The sequence below is a fragment of the Chryseobacterium sp. genome (assembly GCF_022869225.1).
In the GTDB taxonomy this organism is placed as follows: Bacteria; Bacteroidota; Bacteroidia; order Flavobacteriales; family Weeksellaceae; genus Chryseobacterium.
This window is the reverse complement of record NZ_JALIHL010000001.1, coordinates 4,171,312-4,192,457: the sequence shown is the minus strand read 5'-3', so window position 1 is coordinate 4,192,457 and position 21,146 is coordinate 4,171,312. Positions and strand designations below refer to the sequence as shown.

Genomic DNA, 21,146 nt, shown 5'->3' with positions numbered 1-21,146 from the left:
CACTATAATGTCAGTAAACGAAGCACAAAAAAACATGAATTCTCAAAATGTCACAGACTATCCCAACAATAACACCTATTTTCTGGTCTGGAATTTCAGACAGGATGCAGATCCTGCAAAAATTAAATCAGTTTTTCAGAGAATCTGTGCACTGGTCATCAATCTGAATAACTCTGCTCTTGACCGTTTTCCGGATTCAAAAGCGAGCTGTGTACTGGGCATTGGATATGAAGCCTGGTTACAACTGAAGCTTCCTAGTCCTCTCCCTCAGGAATTTAAGAAATTTGAAGAGATAAAAGGCAGTCAACATACCGCAGTAAGTACGAGGGGTGATCTACACTTCCACATCCGTGCAGATGAGAAAAGCCTGGCTTATGATATGGCTTCCACAGTCTCAGGGTTTATGAAGGAAATCGCAGACTGTATTATTGAAATTCAGGGATTCCGCTATTGGGACAGCAGGTCTATCTTAGGATTTGTAGACGGCACTGAAAATCCTCATGGAAAAGACCGCGATCACTTTGCCATTATCGGGGATACGGATCCTCAGTATGCAGGAGGCAGCTATCTTTTTGTCCAGAAGTATATCCACAATTTGGATGCCTGGAAATCTCTTTCTGTCGAAGATCAGGAAAAAGTAATCGGAAGATCAAAGGAGCAGGATATCGAAATGGATGATGAGGTAAAACCTAAAAATTCACATATAGCACTAGCCAATGTAGGGGATGATTTTAAAGTAGTGAGAGACAATATGCCGTTTGGAAATGTTTCTACAAATGAAATGGGGACTTATTTCATTTGCTATGCAAGCAGATTCAGTACGGTAGAAAGGATGCTGACCAATATGTTTATCGGTGATCCACCGGGAAATTATGACCGGATTCTAGATTTCAGCACTGCTCAAACAGGGACTTTATTTTTTGTTCCTTCAGCAGATATGTTAGATGAATTTTCGTCATAAAATATACGGGCTTTCTCTATCGAAAGTATCCAAAGAATAAGGATCTATAGGAAATGGGCTGCCTAAAAAGACAGCCCATTTCACAGAGAAAGCTTTGTTTTAAATCAAGGCTATCTTTATCATTACTGCTGCGGATTCTCACAGCGTATACTTCTTAGTTTTTCTATATTAACCTTAACAATATCTCCGTTTTTAACCTTATGCTTCTTTTGTAAAGGTTTCTGCTGAAAAGAAATCGCATTAAGTTCCAACAGCCTGTTTAACTGCCTTGCTGAAAGGCTCAATCCTATTCTGACAACAGATGAAACCCTAAGATTAAACTCAAAAGGATATTTAATTGTAAATGTTGCCTCTTCATGATCAAAATTGAGGATTTCCTCCACCGGAGGATATCTGATATCATATTCCACGCTTTCTGCATCTGGCTCAACATTATTTTTCCTTCTCATTTCAAGGGAAAATGCATAGTGCCAGGCTGTTTCTGCATTGTTTTCCGAAAATTTACTGAAGAGATCCTTGCTTATTGACTCCTTTCTGGTGCGTGAAAACAGAGTCATATTATATGTGTTTTTACATTTTATACACCTGTAAATCAACCATATATCAATATTCTTTTTTTGCGCATTCATTCTGAATTTCTCACTGCAGTAAAACCTGCCACTGTCACAATGATTGCATTTCTTCTTTAAAAGGGGAGTATTTTTAGCTTTTACCTCCCATACATATTCCTGACTCATTACTCTATAATCGTGCTTATTATTCTTTATTAAAGTTTTACAGATTATTCCCGTTAATACTTCAGCAGCAAAGAGAGATCAGGTATGGATGGGCTACGACAGCATCCGATCAAATATAAAGATCGGTAAACTGAAATACCGGATGCCATTGCCTCTGAAAGCAATACAATGAATAATATGATTAAATGAAAACCTGTTCAGGCAGACGTACCTGAACGAAAGAATGATTAGCCTGTGGTTATGAAGGCTGATCCTAAGCTAAACTAGGTGTAAGAGTTGTTCTCAAAACGTGAGCTGTTTATATAAAGTAAAAATAGCTAATCTTTGTCAAAAACACTAGAAAACAGTTCATTTTTTTTCACTTTTACAACTTTATAATGAACATTAAACATAAAACATCTGTTTTTTATGTAAACAGAAACCTCTTCATCTTAAAAACACATTGAGCCATACAACAAACAAAAATTGAACTGTACAACAAAATTGGGTTTGCTATTTCAAACGAACTTTACTGTATTAAAATATCAATCAAGATGGTACAGATTACTACCTCTACGCCTTACTCAATGGTATTGGAAAAGCAACGATAACTTTCAAAAAAATCTCCCGGAAGCTCTGGCTTCCGGGAGATTTCGATTATATTGTTTACTTTAAATACATCAGAGATTATTTGGGATACGGCCTCCGGCAGGTGGGTTCGGATTTCCGTTATTAAGCTGTGCCTGAAGCTGAAGCCTTTCAGAAGCTGTCATCACCGTATTATCAGTTTTATATACCACATCATCTAATTCCCTGTAAACATCTGATCTCGCGATATATGGCAAATGATAATTATTGAACCAGATCCTGTCAAGAACAGTCAGCGTATTACTCGGTGTAATATAAGTTCCATCTTTTCGGGTATACATAGGCTCTGAAATGTTATAGACATGATCGGTAGATGAAGTGAATGAATCATACCCCATAATAGAGCTAAAGTCATAAGATCCAAAATAAGAATAATTGGTTGTAACTTTCTGGAACTGAGATTTACCTTGATTCGTCAGGTTTGCATTATTGATATTCACATAATTGTCCCTGTCAGGTCTGTTCTGCTCATGCATCATCCCTATCGCATGACCCAGTTCATGCACAATAGTGGAGACATCCGCCGGATTCCATGTAGGGAAAGCAAAATCGGCCAGTTTCAATTCCTGTTTTCCTCCGGCAGGATTTCTTCCTATATGCGAAGAGGAACTTGCTGATGCACTTCCGATATAATTGATCTCAATATAAGGATAAGCAAATCCCCATGTAGGATCAACGGTAGGCTGGCCGGTAGCATTATAGAATCTTACATTGGTGGTTGCCTGAATATGCTGTAATGCCTGTCTGATTCTGGCCTGATAAAAATCCTTATTGGGATGATTGAGTATACTAGGTCCATAGGTAAATCTCACCATGGCCCATAATCTGTAGGGATCGGCATTGATTCCCACATTTTTTTGTCCAATTTTTCCTCCTTCCATGTTCATTTCCGATAAGGGGATATTGAAAGCAGGATGCAGACTGGTATCAGCTCCGTCTTTGGGAATATTGCTTCCTCCGGTCAGGTTCCCGTTTTCCTCCAGGGATTTGAGCTGAGACGGAAACAGGATCATATCCCCACCGAATATATAATCATCTCCTCTCTTTTCCACTACAATACCTGACTTAAGGGTAATAAATTCTGATGTGTTTCCGGCAGGTCCGCTTAAGCTGGAATTACCGTCCATATCATCTTTACAGGAAAGCATCATTATTCCTGACATAATTAAAAAAAATGTTTTTTTCATGGTCATGATTTTAGTTTATATTATTCTTTTGATATAATTCTTAACAAACGGTACGTTTTTGAGGGCCCATCAGCAGGCGGATTGGCAAGCTTTGTCACTTCTACACTGATCACATGTCTAAATCCCTCTTCAAAAGTGAATCCCTCTATCGCTCCCAAATCAAGAGTATAAGATTGTCCTGAATTTTTTTCAGTAATCCTCATTACCGGAATATCCTCGGAAGAGTCCGGAGGCGCCGGCGGACCTGGGGCCACATATTCAATTGTCGGAGAAACATTAAATACTGTTTCATAGGTCTGATTGGTATCATCTTCTTTACAGGATACAACTGTAAGGAACACCATTAAGACAATCATTACATATTTCATAACATGTTTTTAAAATTCACTCATCTTTGACAAATATAAGAAAATTCTCCAATAAGTGAAATTTTAATCCAACAAAATGATTCCACAAAAAATTGATTTATAAACAGATATATAAATAAATACTGTAAAAAAACAAAGAAAACAAATATCAAAAAGGAAAACACATCATATAAACTTCAGAAAAAAGGCTATACATTCTATTATTGACGGGCCTTCTTTTATGGTCCCTTTTAGAAGATATTTTTCTAATACTGATAATCAATCATAACCATAGCCTGAATTTACATTGGCTGCTGTAATTTCATTAAGAACCCCTGTTAACATCATTACTCACTTCTGCCAGTAAATAAAAAATAATGTAAATTTGCCCTTTCCTTCAGCAAAGGATGTTTTTTAGTTTAAATATCATGAAAAAAATAGCACTCTCTTTATTTGCCATCTGTATACATATTACGTGTCAGGCACAAAGTTTTGACCTTATCCCATTAGGTATCTACGGCGGAGAACAAGAGGACAATTTATCTGCTTATTTAGTGGGAAAGCCAAAAGACACGGCCTTTATTTGCCTTGATGCCGGCACGGTGAATACAGGAATTCGAAGAGCCATTGAATTAAAGAGCCTTAACAGGTCAGAAGAAACGGTTCTCAAGAACCAGATCAAAGGATATTTTATTTCGCATGGCCACCTGGATCATTTAGCGGGACTTATTATCAATTCCCCGGCTGACAGTAAAAAGGATATTTACGCCACAGCCCCGGTGCTTCAAATTCTACAGAATCATTACTTTATCAATGATACCTGGATTAATTTTGCCGACCAGGGACAAAAACCTATATTAGGAAAGTATCATTATACTGAACTTCAAGAAGGTATAGAAATCCCGGCACAAAAAACGCCGTTCTTCTTAACAGCATACGAGTTAAGCCACGTAAACCCTTATAAAAGCAGTGCCGTACTTGTAAGATATGACGGTCATCATTTACTCTACCTGGGAGATACGGGGGCAGATCGAATAGAGAGATCTGACCGGCTTAATACTCTTTGGAACGATATAGCTCCGCTTATCAAAAAAGGACAGCTCAACACCATATTGATCGAAGTTTCTTTTCCAAACAGCCAGCCTGAAAATCTGTTGTTCGGGCACCTCACTCCTAACCTGCTGCTGGAAGAACTAAACAAGCTAAAAGAAAAAACCGGACAGAAAAATCTGGAGGGCATGCATATCGTAGTCACCCACAGGAAACCAACCGGAGATAATCCGGAAATTATAAAAAGAGAATTATTGAAAAACAATCCTTTAAAAGTAAATTATATTTTTCCCGAACAAGGCAAAAAAATCAGTTTACCTTAATTCCAATCAAAGAGGTGAGGTGATCATGCTTCATCTTTTTGACTGACCAATGTATGCAGGTAATGAAAGAGTTGATCGTGAGAATAAATATGCAGCCAGGTCGGCCTTTCTGCTCATAACAATCTCCTATAAGAAGGGTTGCAGGTATTCATTCTGTGGCACTAATTTATTATTTCTCCTGTATTGTTCGCTAATTTTTCGCGGAATTTCTGAAGTTCTTCGGAGCTCGGTCTCGCCCAGTCTGTTGCCTCCCCTATGATTTTTAGTGGTTCTCGGGAACGATAGGAACGAGTCGGGTTGCCAGGGAATTTTTTATCGGTTAGGTTCGGATCATTTTCATAATTTCCTGTTGGCTCAACGATATACACACGTTCATGCCCATCCCCTTTTGCCAATGCAGCTGCAAGTCCCGCTCCATTAACCAGGGCTGTAAAATAAATATGATTCATTTTGAGTTCAGACCTGTAATTAGAATGGCTGCCTGCTGTGAGAACATCACCAGCCTGCAGATCAGCTTTCGTGCCATGATAAAAAGGGCCTTTGTCGGAAGGGTTATCTTTAAGCAGCATGGCTAATTCCAAATTCTCTTTTGATTTTTCAGGGTCAGATAATTGTTCATAACACTTGGCTATATTTAAATAAAGTGCAGTGAAAGCGCTCTTAACGGTATCATCATCTATTTTTAAGGCATACTCTAAAGCCGTTTCAAGCCATTTTAATTGATCGGAGACTGTCTTTTGATGCCGTGATACATAATGAGCAGCAAGAAATCTTTCGAGATCGTCTGTTGCTTCGTTCCAGCCCTGCAGAAATAGTTTGCCCGCTTCTTCAGGATCACCCGTTTCCTCCATATTCATCCCCTGAAGACAGAGTTTAACAACATTGTTGAATGGTGAAAATTCCATGTTCTAATTATTTTTTTTAATCTTTGATAACCGGGATCACACTTCAGTGCTGAAGGAAATCTATGGTATCAATTCTTACTCAGCTTATAGTTTCCATTTACTCCGTCCTTCCCTATGGTATAGCCTTCAGCCAATTCAAGCACCCAGCCGTCACCGGATATTTTTCTGCCTTCTGTTTGAACAGGGCTCGATATTGAAATTTTATCCCAGTTTGGGCTCATCAATGCTCCGTTTTCAACGGTCAGAATACCCCATAAATCGGTCACCCTGATATTCGGATAAACCGTTCCTTTATCTTCTACCGGCATTATATTTCTGGGATCAAACGAAACATTCATTTTCTCAAACTTTATTTCAAAATGGGGTTGTGAAATGAATTTAAGTTTATATTCAGCAATACGCTTTTTCGTTTTTTCTTCTCTTTCCGTTTCTTCCTTACTAATTACCTTTCCATTATAATGGCCAGATATATTTTCAGCTGTTCTTTTTAAATCATTCGGAATATTGATATTGAATGCCTTACTGAAATAACGGGTCAGATCAGTATCTCCAGTAATTGTTTTATTCCAGTTTTTATCTTTAGGGTACAGCAGATACCCGTAAACAGGAGTAGTATGGTAAGCAAAAGAACGCACAAACGTCGGATTTTTAAAAAAATCATCTATTCCCTTCAAAAACCATGCTGCTGCCTCTGCTTTATTTCTGCCGCTTACCATTACACCTGTAAATTCTGCAATTCCTTCGTTCAATTCCAACAGGTTTTCGGCAGTATCTGAGTTTTTATAAAGTGAATGCCGGTATTTTCTAAAGGTAAATGCATGGGTCAGATGTTTCTTCAGCTCTTTTCCTGAAGTTGACCGGATTGCTTTCTTCAGGGCTTCCAATTCTAACCGCAAATAGATTCTTCCGTCCTTTTGGTCGAGGTGGTTATTCTCCACATTGTGCAGGGTAAATCCTAATACAGGCTGGATACTATGAAATGACTCATGAGCCAGTAAATTGATTCTGTTTTGCTTGTTCTGGGGAAGCGGGAGCATAATCATAGCCCATCTTTTTCCATTCCAGTTGACCGCTGTATTAGCAATATTGATATGGTCAGGCAAAATTCCGGAATACCGATCTCCATTACGTTTCAATAGGCCTGCGGTATCAGGTTCGTTCGCAAAAAGTTCCCTGGTTTGCGGATTAATCAGGATCATGGGTCCGTATAAATCCTTATTCCAAAGGTCAGTATTCTTTTTTGAAGCCGTTTTAATTTCATCAAAAAATATAGAAATACTGTCATTGGGAATATCGTGTTTTTGCCCTTTGACGCTTTGTATGAATAAAAAGAATAAAGTTATCAGAACAGTCTGCCTCATGATTAAGTTGGTTTCTTTTAAAAAATCACATTGTGCGCTTAACCTCTTTCCATCAGACATTCATCTCAAGCACTTTTAAGATTGCTAATATAATGAATTGCGTGATAAAGCAGGATCCGCCATAAAAATTGATCCTTTGCCGAGAAGACAATGGTCATATTTCAATAGTACCCGTTATAATCTCTCCATCCCTCTTATAGTTGGTTATCATAACTCCTTTTGATGTCACATGACTTTCTGTTAATGTAAATGCTGCCGGAACCACCCCATTTTCAAACAACTTTTTCCCCTCACCAAGTAGTAACGGATAAATTTTAAGCCGAAGCTCATCCACCAGATCATGTTTAAGCAACAGTTGAATAAGCTTGCTGCTGCCCCATACCTGAATGTCGGCACCTTCCGAATTTTTGAGTTTTTCTATATCTTCAGGATTTTTGAGAAAAACAGTATTTTTCCACTCCGATTCTTGCATAGTTTGGGAGAGGACATATTTGACACCCTCATTAATACCGGGCCAAAAGTCAGCATGTTCAGGCCAGTAGGCTGAAAAGATCTCAAACGTTTTTCTGCCCAAAAGATAGTCTGCGGGCTCCATCTCTTCTTTCATGATCTGTCCAAAAAGCTCATCACCATATGATACGGTCCAGCCTCCATATTTAAAATTTCCGGCCGGGTCTTCTTCAGGTCCACCGGGTGCCTGCATCACGCCATCCAGTGTAATCATTGATAAAACAGTTATTTTTCTCATTGTATTCACTTTTTATTGAAGATAAAACTTATTATTTACCGGATTAAATTACTTTAAAAAACTGTTCAGGTAATTCAAAATCGTTGCAGTTTGCATCATCAGGCTGACATGTCCCTGTCCCGGAACAATGGCCAGCTGGGATTTCGGCATAGATGCCAGATCAGCAGATACACCGCCACCCAATAATTTATATGTTTTAACCAATTCCATTTTATCCAGTCCGTCATTGTCACCGGATATGATTAATACCGGTGCTGAAATTTTTGAAATATTAGAGTCTCCCAGGTCGAATGACATCCCAGCCGAAGCGATCATTTGCTCCAGGAACGTTGTCCATTTTGTCTTATCAGGAGCTACTGCATCGTATGCGGCATGCATAGGACTATCTGCAAAAAGAGACGGTTTCATTGTTTTAAAAGCACTGCTTACTTCAGGTAGCCAACCGCTACTTTTGTAAGTAGCAGAGATGATGACTAAATTTTTCAGCCGTTTAGGACTTTGGATAGCAAACTGATATGCCACAGCGCCGCCAAAGCTGTAGCCTACGACATCGGCACTCTCAATTTTCAAATGGTCCAGTATTCCCTCCACATCCCTTGCTAAAGTGGCATGCGATAGTTTTCTGTCTGAAAATGGGGTATGCCCATGTCCCTGCAATTCGATGGCAATGACTTTCCGGTTCTTTGACAGTTCAGGGATCAATTGCCCCCAATTCATATCAATGGTCATAAAGGCACCATGCAGTAAAACAACAGGCCTGCCTTCACCATATACCTCATAATACACTTTGGTATTATTAACAGGCGCATAGCCGCTGTCAGAAGGCTTTATTTTCTGGCCATGGAGTGATGATACTGTACACATAATGATGGCAACCAGCAGGAGCGGCTTAAGAAGGCTATAGGATCTGAATAAATTTTTCATACTATTATTTGGATTTTAGGTTACATTTTATAGACTATATCAGAACTTTTACCAAAATTATCAAGTTGATAAGAAAATCAGCTTGCCATAAGGCAAGATTTATTTTAGAACGGAGGGACGATGGCCAAAAAAATTCACAGTTTATTTCTAAGAATAAATATAAAAACTTCTTACAAAATAGTAAAGTCATTATTACTAATCTCCAAATCTTTGTTTTAAAGAAATAAAAACCTGGTTCTACGAAAAGGTCTGGTTAGAAAACTTAAAACTAAAACACCTGATAACGCGTTAAAAATCATATATTTAAAAAAGATACAACCATCAATACATCGTATAAAATTGACTGAATAGCAGTTTATGATAGAAATAGAAAAACCGTTTTAAACAGATATATCAACTATATAAAAATGAAAAAAACACAACTGCTACTTATTTGACATTGATGTTGAATACTCATGCAATTTCACAGGCAAAGAAGGATTACACGAAAGAGCCGGAAACAGCATATGCCAAGCGTATGCACTGGTTTAAAGAGGCAAAATATGGAATGTTTATACATTTTGGTTTGTACAGCCAGCTGGGCGGAGTCTGGAACAAAGATACAATAAAGGGATATGCTGAATGGATACAAGCAGTTGCTGATATTGCTCCACAGGATTATGCCATGCTTATCCATACTTTAAATGCTTACTCCTGTAAAATAATTATTCTGCTGCATAGATAGCATAGAATATTGCAAATAATTTCTCCATTTTCATAGTCAATACAAATGAGCATATTTCCAGGAAGTTCCTCAATTTCGTTGCGGGTTTCCAAATTGTTTAATTGCGGATATTTTGCAGTTTCTTCTACGTTAGGAACAGTACGCTGTAGTAAGGTTTCGGAATATCTGTGGCTGCCGATGTCATTAACCATATAATAATTTTAAGAATAATTTTCACTTCAGTTGATGAAAATTTATTAATTTCGGATAGAACTAAACCTAAATCTTATGAAAAATTTAAAAAAAATCGACAGACAGGAAATGAAAGCAATTAACGGTGGTATTAACTGCACAGGTGGTCAACTATGCTTCATCAGCGGAAAATGGCAGTGTATGCCATACGACGGATGTGGAGGCGGAAACCAGCCCTAATTTTTAAGTTTAACCCAATTACCTGATTATGAAAAATTATAAGAAAATTTCAAGGGAGCAGTTGAAAAGTATTAATGGCGGAGCTTTGACTTGCTCCGAAGCATGCTGCCCACCTCCGGGGATAAAAAGATGTCCTTGGGTGATTTGTGTAGCCCCATGTGATATATTAAGCTAAGAACTGGAACGTTATCCCTGATAACAATAATCGTGAAGATAGCCATTGCTTAATGAGCAAATGAATTGATCAATTTTCACGATTCATGTAGATCTCGTAGTCTACAAAAATAAGAAACGAGGCTGTCTCCTTTTTAGGCAGTTTCGTTTTTATTACTGCTTTTTTTAACAGCAGGGAATAAAATAAGATGATTATTGTTTCAAAAAGGGAGTTAAATTTAAAAAATAAAATCTAAAAAAAACAGGCAAAAATAAAAGTGATCTATAAAGATCGGTAGGTAATAGTCTTATAGTATCTTAACAGATAATCATATATTATCATCTCAAATAAACGTTGATCAGAAACAAATAATCTATTGATATTCATATGGAACAGGCTTTGAAAAAAGCTTTGCAAGGAAACTTCTAAAGATTGGTTTTCATGATATGCAATAATGTTCTGCAATACAATACTGCTTTCTTCTATCCCGGAAATAACAACATTTCTTTCCTCTAAAAATTCCTCCGACTGAATAAAATCAATGTACTTCGGTTTAAATTCACGATATTTTTTATCTAACTGGCTATTAAGCTTTTTATCAGCATTAAATTCCTGTTTAAAAACAGTATTAAAGTCCTTGATCCAATCCAGCTTTTCTAAAGCTGATAAATTAAGCTTATTCAGAAGTTCATCAATTTGGAAAAGACTGACAATAAGTTTTTCTTCATCATTGTAATGCAGGCATTTTAGCGTGAATTCACTATTTCTGTGGAATAGAATTTCTGCATCTTCAATCGTATTTATTCCATACCTTTCTATTTCTCTATGGTAAGTATCAATGACAATTTTGGAAACTTCTCCACTGTTTATATATTCTTGTAATGTATCATTGATTTTATCAAGAATATCGCCATAACAACGGGTATCACATAATTTAAGCCTTAGCCTCAAATGTGGTTTTGGATCGTTATATCGGATGAAAAACCATCTGGAAATCTTATTATTGTATTGAAAATAATCTGTCAATGATGATACGGCTTCTTCCAACATTATATCTGCAGTTTTTACACCTGTATAGATTTTCAGGTAAAGCCAATCACTTCCGGGAATAAACGTTCGTTCTATCATGATGTGCCTTTATTCTTTACTGTTTATTCTTATCTCCACCTACCCTATACATCGGAAAAACAAATTCATGTTTAAAATCATCCTTTTCGTGGTATAAAAATTCTTCTATAATAATTGTGCCTTTACTTTTTATGGTTTGAATAAAAAGTTGGGCCATGTCATAGTTTTCCAGATTCATAGTTAAAGTATTATCAAACTTTACCCATTGGATCCATACTGGAATTTTTCTTTTATTTCTCCAGTCTTGTAACTTCAGTAAAAAAACTCTTTTATCCGAAATCATTCCCTCCAATGAAGAAATGTCTTTTTCTGTGATCTTCCACCTCGATTTTGAAAGAATGATATTACGGTATTCCACTCTTGGTAAAAACGTATAGATGTACTCTAACTCACCCCAACTGAAATGAAGCCCTGATCTGATGTTTTGGGAATATACATCAGATAAAAAATGATAAACAGGCAGGGTATTCGTATAATAATTATGAACGTTTGTTAAATAGGGCCTGATCTTCTTGTTTAATTTCTTTGAACGCAAAACAATCTTATCATTTTTTAAAGAAATATACAAATCATCCACTGGTATCTGATTTTCTTCTGGCAAAATAGACTGGGCTAAATAAGGGATTTCGTACTGCCTTAAAACTGGTCTTCTTATTACATTCCCTATTCTCGCTTCCGGCAAATGGACTATTTCAGCTAAAATCTCATCAGAACTGAGCTCTTCTTCTTTTTGGGCAATATTTTTTGTCAGATCCTGAACGTTGGATTTCCCAGAACAGAAGCGCCCTAAAAGACTGGCAGCACTACTTCCGGTACTACTATTTAAAAATAGTTTTTCCTGGCTGTTTTCAGAAATTATTTCTGTCATTAAGGAAATAGTATCGGGAAGATCATTCCAGCTTTCTTCAAAACCTTTAAAATCTTCATCTGCCAATGTAATGATGTATTGATTATTGAATAAGGCTTCCTGTAATTTTTGATTGAGAATAATATGAACAGGATTCAATTTTATATGAAGCTCTCTCTTCTCTTTAGTTTGTGGAATATTCAGGTCTTCTAGATAAGGATGAATGCCTTTTGCAGAGATGTTTTGTTTGTAGCCGATACCTATTTCTGTATCCAGAACATACAGCAATGGCATTTCCTGTGTTTCAAATCTTTCGTTAAAGGCTTTTTTAAATCTTGAAAGCTCACTTTCCTTTTGTTCTAAAGTAATTTTGTTTAAAAAGCTTATTCCTTTTTTCAATTCTTTTTTCCATTCTGGAGACAAATAAAAGCAAGATTTATTATAAAGGTCGGTCTGGAAGAGGTATTGTTGTTCATATTCTATTTTCAAACCATTTATTAATTCTTTAAGTTCAGCATATAATATAACTGGATTCCCTATGGTTGAATCTAATGTACACAGTTTATTTTTTAAAGAAATTAAAATATCGGCTTCATTTTTTACATCTATTCTTTTTAAAACGGTAATTATGGTATCTAAAAAATCATTCCCCGAAACATTAGGTTCCAGTTCACTTACCAGTACCTGATTGTCAATGAGTTCTTCTATAAATTCTGCGGCTTCTTCCTTTGTGATTTCTTCATCAATCAAAATTTCTACAATTTGTTGTATAGTTTTGCCTTGTTTTGAAAAATTCAATACTTGCTGTAATTCTCTGGAAATTGGGGCAAATGAGATCATATAGTCTCTTTTTCCTCCGGTATATTGATATTCTGTATACCGGATTCTATGACCTACTTTATAGATGCTGTTATTAGGAAAAAATAAAATTTTATTTCTTATCTCGGGTAATCGCACAAAGTGTTGAGCTAAGGAAACCAGAAAGTGCATATCCAACCTGGTATCTCGCACTTGATTGCCGGTTAGCTGATAACTGTGGATCTCACTACCGGCCAAGCTTAGAGATTCTAAACTAAACCTTCCCAATCCAATTCCTGAAAATAAGCCGAATGGAGTACAGCGTGTACTCATCCGGGTATAATATTTCAGTATGGTTTGTTTTAGTCTTTGATATTCTTTAGGTGAAAATTGTTTCTCTGAATTAAGCCATTTACTAATCTCTTCATGCATACCGGGAGAAGCCAGATAAATAGCCTCCTGAAAAATAAGATCGCTACAAATTTCCTTTAATCCTGCATCCGAAATTTCATTTTTATTGAACAGCTCCTGAAAGTCTTTGAGCGAAAATAAAGGAGTCCGTACAGCATATTCATTAAAAAACTGATAAGGGAAGCGTGACATTTATTTTCTTGTGTTTTCTTTTGGCTGGTAATCAGGATGTCCCAATTGCCATAATGCAAACGCAAACATATCTCCTAAATTAGAATACCGCTGAGCTACCGAAATATTACCTCCATGACCTCCTTCAAAATCTATTTTTAATAATTTAGGATTTACAGAAGCATCATTAGCCATCAGTTTGGCAGCAAACTTCACAGGTTCCCAGACTATCACTCTCTGATCGTTTATTCCTCCAGTTATAAAAGTAGCAGGATATTTTACTCCTTTTTCAATATGGTGATAAGCATCCATTTCCAACAGGTCTTTAAACTCTTTTGGATCTTTTACTGTTCCAAATTCTTTTGGCTGGCCATTAGGAGTTGTCTCATCTCTCAGAGGATTCATTACTCCTACCTCAGCAATAACTACTTTAAAAAGATCAGGTCTTTCTGTCATGGCTCTTCCTACAGTAATACCTCCGGCGCTAGCTCCCCAAACCGCTACTTTTTCCTTTGAAGTATATTTTTCTTTGATCAGATATTCTGTGCAATCTATTAAATCCTTCCAAGTGTTAGGCTTCGTCTTTTTATACCCACCTAAACGCCATCTTTCACCTTTTTCTCCCCCACCTCTTACGTGCGCTACGGCAACCATTCCACCTTGAAGTACCCATAACAAATAAGCCTTGGAAAAATACGGATTATTAGAAATTCCATAAGAACCATAACTATCAATCAGTACAAGGTTTTTACTATTCTTCTTACTATTTTTATTATAAATTAACGATACTGGGATTTCTTCGCCATCTCTTGCTTTTACAGTAATTTCATTAACTGCAATATCTTCGAATTCGGGATAATCCGCAATCGGTGCAAGATTTTCCGGCGTAAAAGTATTCGTCTTCAAATCATATTTAAATCTTTGTTCCTCATTAGCCCAGCCAGAACAGGTTATCCAGATATCAGAATCATTTTCTCCTTTACATTGTAACCCAATATTTCCAGATGGATAAGGAAGTTTAATTGAAAGGTCTTTACCGTCTTTATATAAATACAGATTAGCCTCTACTCCGTTTTTAGTAGTGGTATAATAGATCCCGTCTTTGGTAGCTCTATAGCTTTTAATAATCTCATCCTTTTTTTCAGAAACTAAAATTTCAGCATTTTTAAAATTTGGATTTGTAATATTAGTTTTACATAGTTTATTAAAAGTTGTATGATAACTTGATAGAAAAATTACCTTATCCTTTTGGAAATCTAAATTCTTTGCTTTGTCGCCTGGAATAGAGAATGATTTCCAATTTTTTTTACCTGCCAATAAATCATTTTTATTGATGATAAATGTCTTTCGATAAGATTCAAAATCTACCAACATTCCAATATAATATTGATCATCAATATTAAAGTCTAAAATCATCGGGAATTGATCGTCAGTAATATTTAGATCAGGATTATTTTTAGCAGAAAACACATCCATAACTTTAGCTGGATCTGTTCCTATTTTATACAATACAGTTCTTGTATTTTTATAAAAATCCAGAGATGCAGAATCTGTTGTAGAAAATGCGACATAGAAGAATCCGCTATTATCATCAATCCATTTTATCCCATCCATAGTGGCGGGCGCTGTATTAGTAATAATTTCAGGATGAATATATTTTGTTTTCACATCCATAACAATCACTTCTGCTAATTCTTTACCTTTTTCAGACATTGAAATAGCTATTTTACTGCCATCCCAGCATGGGCTTATATAATTGATGACAAAAGAGTGGTTTGCTTCGGTATTTTTATAATTGATAGGATCATACAGCAATACTTCCTGACCTGAAAAACCATTTCGGTAATATAGTTTAGCTACCTTTTCATCCCCATTTTTCTTTAAATAAAAATACTTGTCATTATGAGTAACTTTCAAATCAGATACAGAATACCCTTGCCTTTTATCAAATTCCAATCTTTTTTCCAAATAGAAATTTCTTTTTGGAATTTGATTTAATATAGAATTTGTATAATTCGTTTGAGACTGCATCCAATTAGTTGTAATAGGATTTTGAAGATCTTCAAGATTTCTATACTCATCTACTATTTTAACTCCAAAATAATCCTCTGTAACAGGCTTTGAAGGAGCTAAATTATTTTTCTGAGCATGTACAGGAAGTATATAAAATCCAGTAATAATGACAAATATTAATTTTCTCATATGTACTTAAGGCTTGATCGTCTGTCTAATAGGAGTCTGTGGATCATCGTCATTTCCTTCCAATCCTACCGGCTGCTGATAACCATTACCACCGTTAATTGTTCTCATGTCATTGATCTTCATGATCTGTACCTTTTTTAAAGATAATTTTTTTTGTCCTTTGTTTTCTTTTTTCATAGTATTATTATGTTTAAAAAATTCTCTGCAAAGAAAGTAATATTTCTGTTACTCCGCGATAAAACATATATAGATTTATAAATCAATATCGATGAAATAAAAATAAAAAAATGATTATCAATTATTTAAAGTCAAAAAATAGTTGATATGGTTTTGTTAAAAAAAATAAATATTTTTGCAGTGTATAGCAAAATGATGAGACATACATTTCTACTTTTATTTACATTATTTTACAGTTTCTTTTTTACTCAAAACAGAACAGTTGACAGCTTAAGATTATTGAACTATGAAGAGTTAAAAAATAAGTTTAACACTTATGATGAAACAGATAAAAAACTTGAAGCAAAAACAATTTCTAAATATTATCTGGCAAAAGCAAAAAAAGAAAAAAATATTCTTGAAATTGCAGAAGGCTATAATCTTATTCATTTTAATGAAGACTTTCCGCGGGCTTTACAGTATATTGATAGCCTGGCTGCGATTACAAAAGGAGTGGAAGGAGATTTATATCCAGCCAGAACTTACATCATCAAAGGAAATCTATTTTATAAATATGACAACTTAAAAGCAGCGCTGGATCATTATATTTTAGGTTTGGAATATGCCAAAAAGCAAAAAAACTTAAAGCAGATTGCCTATGCAAATATGAATATTGCCTATTTAAATAGTTATATGGGTAAAAATGCCGAAGCGGCAAAAACGTTTAGGTATTATTTATATCACTCCGGCAATATAACGGACGAATACCAGCATGACCAAATGCGGGTAAGTCTTATTTATTGTTATCTCAAAATTAATAAAATTGATTCTGCTAATTTCCTGATTCAGGAAGGATTACATTCTCCGTTTGTAAACAAAAATAAGTATAATAAAAGTCAATATTTGTATTTATTAGGCCAATTCAATCTTAAAGTAAAAAATTATAAAGCAGCGATTACTGATTTATCAGAGGCTTACCATTATTTTTCAAGCATTAATGATAACAATCAAAATTATGTATTATATAGCCTTGGAAAATGTTATGATGCATTAAAAGACAGAGAAAAGGCAGTACAGTATTTTACCAAAATAGATTCTCATATAAAAAAAACCAATATTACTTTTCCTGAATTACGAGAAGTATACACTTACCTTATAGATCACTACAAAGAAAATGATGATAAAGAAAAGCAGCTTTATTATATTGAACGTTTTTTGAAAGTAGATAAAAAGCTGGATGCACAGTTTGAATATTTATCAACAGAGTTGCCTAAAAAGTATGATACACCTAATCTTTTGCAGGAAAAGGAAAATATTATTAAAGATTTAAAAAACAGGAAAAGAATTTTGTATGCTTCTATTAGTATTTTAGTTATAATACTTGTATTGATTTTATTCCTTTATTATAAAGCAAAGAAAACAGCAGTCCAACACAGAAAAATTGCCCAGGAATTAATTCATGGCATTGAAAAAAGAAACTTTGAATCTCCCGACCTTAAAAAAGAAATTTCTGTCCCTCAAATATCTGAACAGGTTGAAATAGAAAATAAAGCAATCAAAACAGTTCCGGAAGACGTTAGTCTGTTTATTCTAAAGGAATTGGAAACCTTTGAAAATAAACAGCTTTTTTTGAAAAACGGGATTACATTAGCCAGTCTGGCAAAAAATATAAAAACCAACACAACTTATTTATCTGAGGTTATTAATACCCATAAAGGAAAGAATTTCACCTCTTATCTTAATGATTTACGTATTGATTATGCTTTGAAGCGGCTCGTAAAAGATAAAAAATTCAGGTCTTACAAGCTACCTGCTATTGCAGATGAACTTGGCTATAATAACGTACAAGCATTTTCAATGGCATTTAAGAAAAATACCGGTACTACCCCGTCTATCTACATCAAAGAAATTGAAAATTCAATGACAGCTTAATTTATCTTTTAATGAACCTCCTGCATACTGAAAGGGATTACTGCCCGAGACTTCATCCCGCTTCCCTTTCCAGATTAAGCAGATTGATACTTTGTATTTGATCAATTACATCAATTTAAATTTCTATATGCATTAGGAGTATATCCCACACGCTGTTTAAAAAATCTGTTGAAATGTTGTGGGTATTTAAAGCCTAAATCATATGCAATTTCGCTGATTGTTTTAGTATTGTCAAAGACCTTATCTTTGGCTATATCAATAATTTTATTCTGAATATATTCCTGTGCAGATTTTCCGGTCTCCTTTTTAATAAGATCACCAAAATAATTGGCCGATAAATGAAGCTCATCTGCAAAATAAGCTACTGAAGGAAGACCCACACTGTATGGTTTTTCGGATACAAAATAACTGTTCAGTAATTCTTCAAAATTTTCCAGTATTCCTTTATTAACGTTTTCCCTGGTGATAAACTGACGGTCATAAAATCGTTCACAATAATTCAGGAACAGTTCAATATTGGAGGCAATCAATTTTTTGCTGTGTTTATCTACCACTTGGCTCAGCTCATTTTCAATCTGAGAAAAACAGTCAAAAACAATTTTTCTTTCCCTCTCAGATAAATGCAGAGCTTCGTTGGTATTGTAACTGAAAAAACTGTATCCGCTGAGATTTTTACCGAGAGAGGTCCCTTTTATCAGGTCAGGATGAAAAACCAGGCCATATCCTATTGGCTGATAATAATCGACCTTATTCTCGACGTCAATTACCTGACCGGGAGAAATGAATACCAGCGTACCTTTCTCATAATCATAATGACTGCATCCATATTTTAAATCTCCGCAGTGTATTTCTTTAAGGAAAATACAGTAAAGCCCGAATGTCATCCGTGAACCGGTTCTTTCCTCCGCTTTTGAAAAATCAATGATGCTGACCAGCGGATGCAGGGTTTCATGATTATTAAAAGCATTGTACTGACTTACCGTGTCAAAATTATATGCCTGTTCCATAACTATTTCCATTATTTACCTATACAAAATTAACTATTCTGCAATAACTTAGGCATAAGCTGCCTGTCAATCAGTGATATTGGTAGTAAAAACTGTAATACATATACTAAACAGCTTACGATCAAATCCGAACTTTGTAGTATTAAAATTAATCTTCTAAGAACATTAAAAAATAAAAAATGCAAACAGTTACATTGAACAACGGAATAAAAATGCCGATTTTAGGGTTTGGCGTTTTCCAAATACCCGACCCCGCTGAATGTGAAAGAGCAGTTATAGACGCCATTGAAACGGGTTACAGACTTATCGACACCGCTGCATCCTACCTGAATGAAACCTCAGTGGGCAATGGTATTAAAAACAGCGGTATTGACAGAGGTGACTTGTTCATAACCACCAAGCTCTGGGTACAGGATACAGGCTATGAGAAAACAAAAGCTGCCTTTCATAAATCTTTGGAAAGACTGCAGTTGGACTATCTGGACCTCTATCTGATCCATCAGCCGTATGGCGATATTTTCGGTTCCTGGAAAGCCATGCAGGAATTATATCACGAAGGAAAAATAAAAGCTATCGGGGTAGCCAATTTCCATTCCGACAGGCTGATGGATTTAATAATGAACAGCGGCTTTACCCCTGCGGTCAACCAGATTGAGACACACCCTTTCCATCAACAGGCAGAGCGTCAAAAGTTTCTTCAGGAAAATGATGTACAGATACAATCCTGGGGACCTTTTGCAGAGGGAAAAAACAACATATTTCATAATGAAATACTATCGGCTGTCGGCGAAAAATATAATAAATCAATAGCACAGGTAATTCTCAGATGGTTAATTCAAAGAAATATCGTTGCCATTCCAAAATCTGTCCGTAAAGAAAGAATGGCTGAAAATTTCAATATTTTCGACTTCGAACTTTCCCCAGAAGATTTGCAAACCATCGCTCTGCTGGACACCGGTTCAAGCCTGTTCTTTGATCATAGAGATCCTGCTATGGTAAAATGGCTGAGCGGGAGAAAACTGGATCTATAATCCTAACATAAAGAAAATGGAAAAACGTAAACTTGGAAATAGCGGATTGGAGGTATCCGCACTTGGATTGGGCTGTATGGGGCTAAGCTTTGGCTATGGACCTGCTACCGGGACAAAAGAGGCCGTAGAATTAATCAGATCAGCATTGGAAGCAGGCGTCACCTTTTTTGATACCGCAGAATGTTACGGCCCTTTTACCAACGAAGAACTATTGGGAGAGGCATTGGCTCCTTTCAGAGACAAAGTGGTAATTGCTACAAAATTCGGATTCCAGGATGGGGATTCAAAAAAAGGATTGGACAGCAGCCCGGCAAGAATAAGAGCAGTGGCAGAAGCCTCTCTGAAAAGGCTGAAAACGGACTGTATTGATTTGTTCTATCAGCATCGTGTAGATCCCAACATCCCGATTGAAGAAGTGGCAGGAACGGTAAGGGAATTAATAACAGAGGGAAAAGTAAAACATTTTGGTCTGTCAGAAGCCGGTCCGCAAACCATACGTAAGGCACATGCCATACAGCCCGTTACAGCATTACAAAGTGAGTATTCTATGTTTTTCCGTGAACCGGAAAAAGAGATCATACCAACCCTGGAAGAGCTGGGAATTGGTTTTGTCCCGTTCAGTCCATTAGGCAAAGGCTTTCTTACTGGTGCAGTAAACGAGTCTACAAAATTCGATCCTACGGATTTTAGAAATAAGGTACCCCGTTTCTCGGTAGAGAACAGAAAAGCAAACCAGGTGTTAGTTGAACTCCTAAAAACCATTGCTGCCGAAAAAGAAGTAACACCTGCCCAGATTGCTTTGGCCTGGCTGTTAGCTCAAAAACCATGGATAGTTCCGATACCCGGCACCACAAAATTACACCGGTTGCAGGAAAACATGGGCGGGGCTCATTTTTTACTGTCCGCAGACGAACTGACCAAAATAGAAACTGCATTGGCAACGATCAACATATCAGGCGAACGCTATCCCGCACAATTGCAGGCAAGAGTTGGCAAATAAAATA

Annotated in this window: 19 protein-coding genes; 6 read left to right on the top strand and 13 right to left on the bottom strand. The window is 36.1% G+C overall.

Features of this window, described 5'->3' with window-relative positions; all coding sequences use genetic code 11:
• Positions 1-34: 34 nt before the first annotated feature.
• Positions 35-961, top strand: coding sequence for a Dyp-type peroxidase (locus tag MUW56_RS19585; RefSeq protein ID WP_292015449.1), 927 nt, complete (start codon positions 35-37; stop codon positions 959-961).
• A gap of 122 nt (positions 962-1,083) precedes the next feature.
• Here the strand turns inward: MUW56_RS19585 and MUW56_RS19580 are convergent, their stop codons facing one another.
• From MUW56_RS19580 to MUW56_RS19570, 3 genes are all read right to left on the bottom strand, one after another.
• A complete protein-coding gene (locus MUW56_RS19580) occupies positions 1,084-1,590 on the bottom strand; it encodes a DUF1062 domain-containing protein (RefSeq protein WP_292015448.1) in 507 nt (168 codons plus the stop codon).
• 767 nt (positions 1,591-2,357) lie between these two features.
• Entirely contained in the window at positions 2,358-3,512 is a 1,155-nt protein-coding gene (locus tag MUW56_RS19575) for a M12 family metallopeptidase (RefSeq protein WP_292014774.1), read from the bottom strand.
• A gap of 20 nt (positions 3,513-3,532) precedes the next feature.
• Entirely contained in the window at positions 3,533-3,880 is a 348-nt protein-coding gene (locus MUW56_RS19570; protein WP_292014773.1) for a DUF4377 domain-containing protein, read from the bottom strand.
• Between the two features lie 407 nt (positions 3,881-4,287).
• Between MUW56_RS19570 and MUW56_RS19565 the strand changes: the two genes are divergently transcribed.
• Positions 4,288-5,232, top strand: coding sequence for a 3',5'-cyclic-nucleotide phosphodiesterase (locus MUW56_RS19565; RefSeq protein WP_292014772.1), 945 nt, complete (start codon positions 4,288-4,290; stop codon positions 5,230-5,232).
• Positions 5,233-5,393: 161 nt separating this feature from the next.
• Here the strand turns inward: MUW56_RS19565 and arr are convergent, their stop codons facing one another.
• From arr to MUW56_RS19545, 4 genes are all read right to left on the bottom strand, one after another.
• A complete protein-coding gene (arr, locus tag MUW56_RS22890) occupies positions 5,394-5,801 on the bottom strand; it encodes an NAD(+)--rifampin ADP-ribosyltransferase (protein ID WP_367118570.1) in 408 nt (135 codons plus the stop codon).
• Between the two features lie 404 nt (positions 5,802-6,205).
• The gene (locus MUW56_RS19555; RefSeq protein ID WP_292014770.1) at positions 6,206-7,558 is read right to left on the bottom strand and encodes a hypothetical protein; all 1,353 of its coding nucleotides are present in this window, start codon (positions 7,556-7,558) and stop codon (positions 6,206-6,208) included.
• Between the two features lie 94 nt (positions 7,559-7,652).
• A complete protein-coding gene (locus MUW56_RS19550) occupies positions 7,653-8,246 on the bottom strand; it encodes a dihydrofolate reductase family protein (protein ID WP_292014769.1) in 594 nt (197 codons plus the stop codon).
• A gap of 48 nt (positions 8,247-8,294) precedes the next feature.
• Complete coding sequence (locus MUW56_RS19545; protein WP_292014768.1) at positions 8,295-9,170, bottom strand: alpha/beta hydrolase; 876 nt, start codon at positions 9,168-9,170, stop codon at positions 8,295-8,297.
• Positions 9,171-9,612: 442 nt separating this feature from the next.
• On the opposite strand from MUW56_RS19545, the gene MUW56_RS19540 reads away from it, so the two are divergent.
• Positions 9,613-9,894, top strand: coding sequence for an alpha-L-fucosidase (locus MUW56_RS19540; RefSeq protein ID WP_292014767.1), 282 nt, complete (start codon positions 9,613-9,615; stop codon positions 9,892-9,894).
• On the opposite strand, the gene MUW56_RS19535 is transcribed toward MUW56_RS19540, so the two are convergent.
• From MUW56_RS19535 to MUW56_RS19515, 5 genes are all read right to left on the bottom strand, one after another.
• Positions 9,858-10,085 (bottom strand): hypothetical protein, encoded by a 228-nt coding sequence (locus tag MUW56_RS19535; RefSeq protein ID WP_292014766.1) that lies wholly within the window; start codon positions 10,083-10,085, stop codon positions 9,858-9,860. The two genes, MUW56_RS19540 and MUW56_RS19535, sit on opposite strands and share 37 nt — an antisense overlap.
• Before the next feature lie 656 nt (positions 10,086-10,741).
• Positions 10,742-11,587 carry a thiopeptide-type bacteriocin biosynthesis protein gene (locus MUW56_RS19530; protein WP_292014765.1) on the bottom strand — a complete coding sequence of 282 codons (846 nt, stop codon included), beginning with the start codon at positions 11,585-11,587 and terminating at the stop codon, positions 10,742-10,744.
• A 16-nt stretch (positions 11,588-11,603) separates the two neighbouring features.
• The gene (locus tag MUW56_RS19525; protein WP_292014764.1) at positions 11,604-13,835 is read right to left on the bottom strand and encodes a lantibiotic dehydratase family protein; all 2,232 of its coding nucleotides are present in this window, start codon (positions 13,833-13,835) and stop codon (positions 11,604-11,606) included.
• Positions 13,836-16,016, bottom strand: coding sequence for a prolyl oligopeptidase family serine peptidase (locus MUW56_RS19520; protein WP_292014763.1), 2,181 nt, complete (start codon positions 16,014-16,016; stop codon positions 13,836-13,838).
• Between the two features lie 6 nt (positions 16,017-16,022).
• Entirely contained in the window at positions 16,023-16,193 is a 171-nt protein-coding gene (locus MUW56_RS19515; RefSeq protein WP_292014762.1) for a hypothetical protein, read from the bottom strand.
• A 147-nt stretch (positions 16,194-16,340) separates the two neighbouring features.
• On the opposite strand from MUW56_RS19515, the gene MUW56_RS19510 reads away from it, so the two are divergent.
• Positions 16,341-18,104, top strand: a complete 1,764-nt coding sequence (locus MUW56_RS19510) for a helix-turn-helix transcriptional regulator (RefSeq protein ID WP_292014761.1) — start codon at positions 16,341-16,343, stop codon at positions 18,102-18,104.
• Positions 18,105-18,214: 110 nt separating this feature from the next.
• Here the strand turns inward: MUW56_RS19510 and MUW56_RS19505 are convergent, their stop codons facing one another.
• The gene (locus MUW56_RS19505) at positions 18,215-19,111 is read right to left on the bottom strand and encodes an AraC family transcriptional regulator (protein WP_292015447.1); all 897 of its coding nucleotides are present in this window, start codon (positions 19,109-19,111) and stop codon (positions 18,215-18,217) included.
• A gap of 179 nt (positions 19,112-19,290) precedes the next feature.
• Between MUW56_RS19505 and MUW56_RS19500 the strand changes: the two genes are divergently transcribed.
• Both MUW56_RS19500 and MUW56_RS19495 read left to right on the top strand, forming a co-directional pair.
• A complete protein-coding gene (locus MUW56_RS19500) occupies positions 19,291-20,142 on the top strand; it encodes an aldo/keto reductase (RefSeq protein ID WP_292014760.1) in 852 nt (283 codons plus the stop codon).
• 16 nt (positions 20,143-20,158) lie between these two features.
• Complete coding sequence (locus MUW56_RS19495; RefSeq protein ID WP_292014759.1) at positions 20,159-21,142, top strand: aldo/keto reductase; 984 nt, start codon at positions 20,159-20,161, stop codon at positions 21,140-21,142.
• Positions 21,143-21,146: the final 4 nt, after the last annotated feature.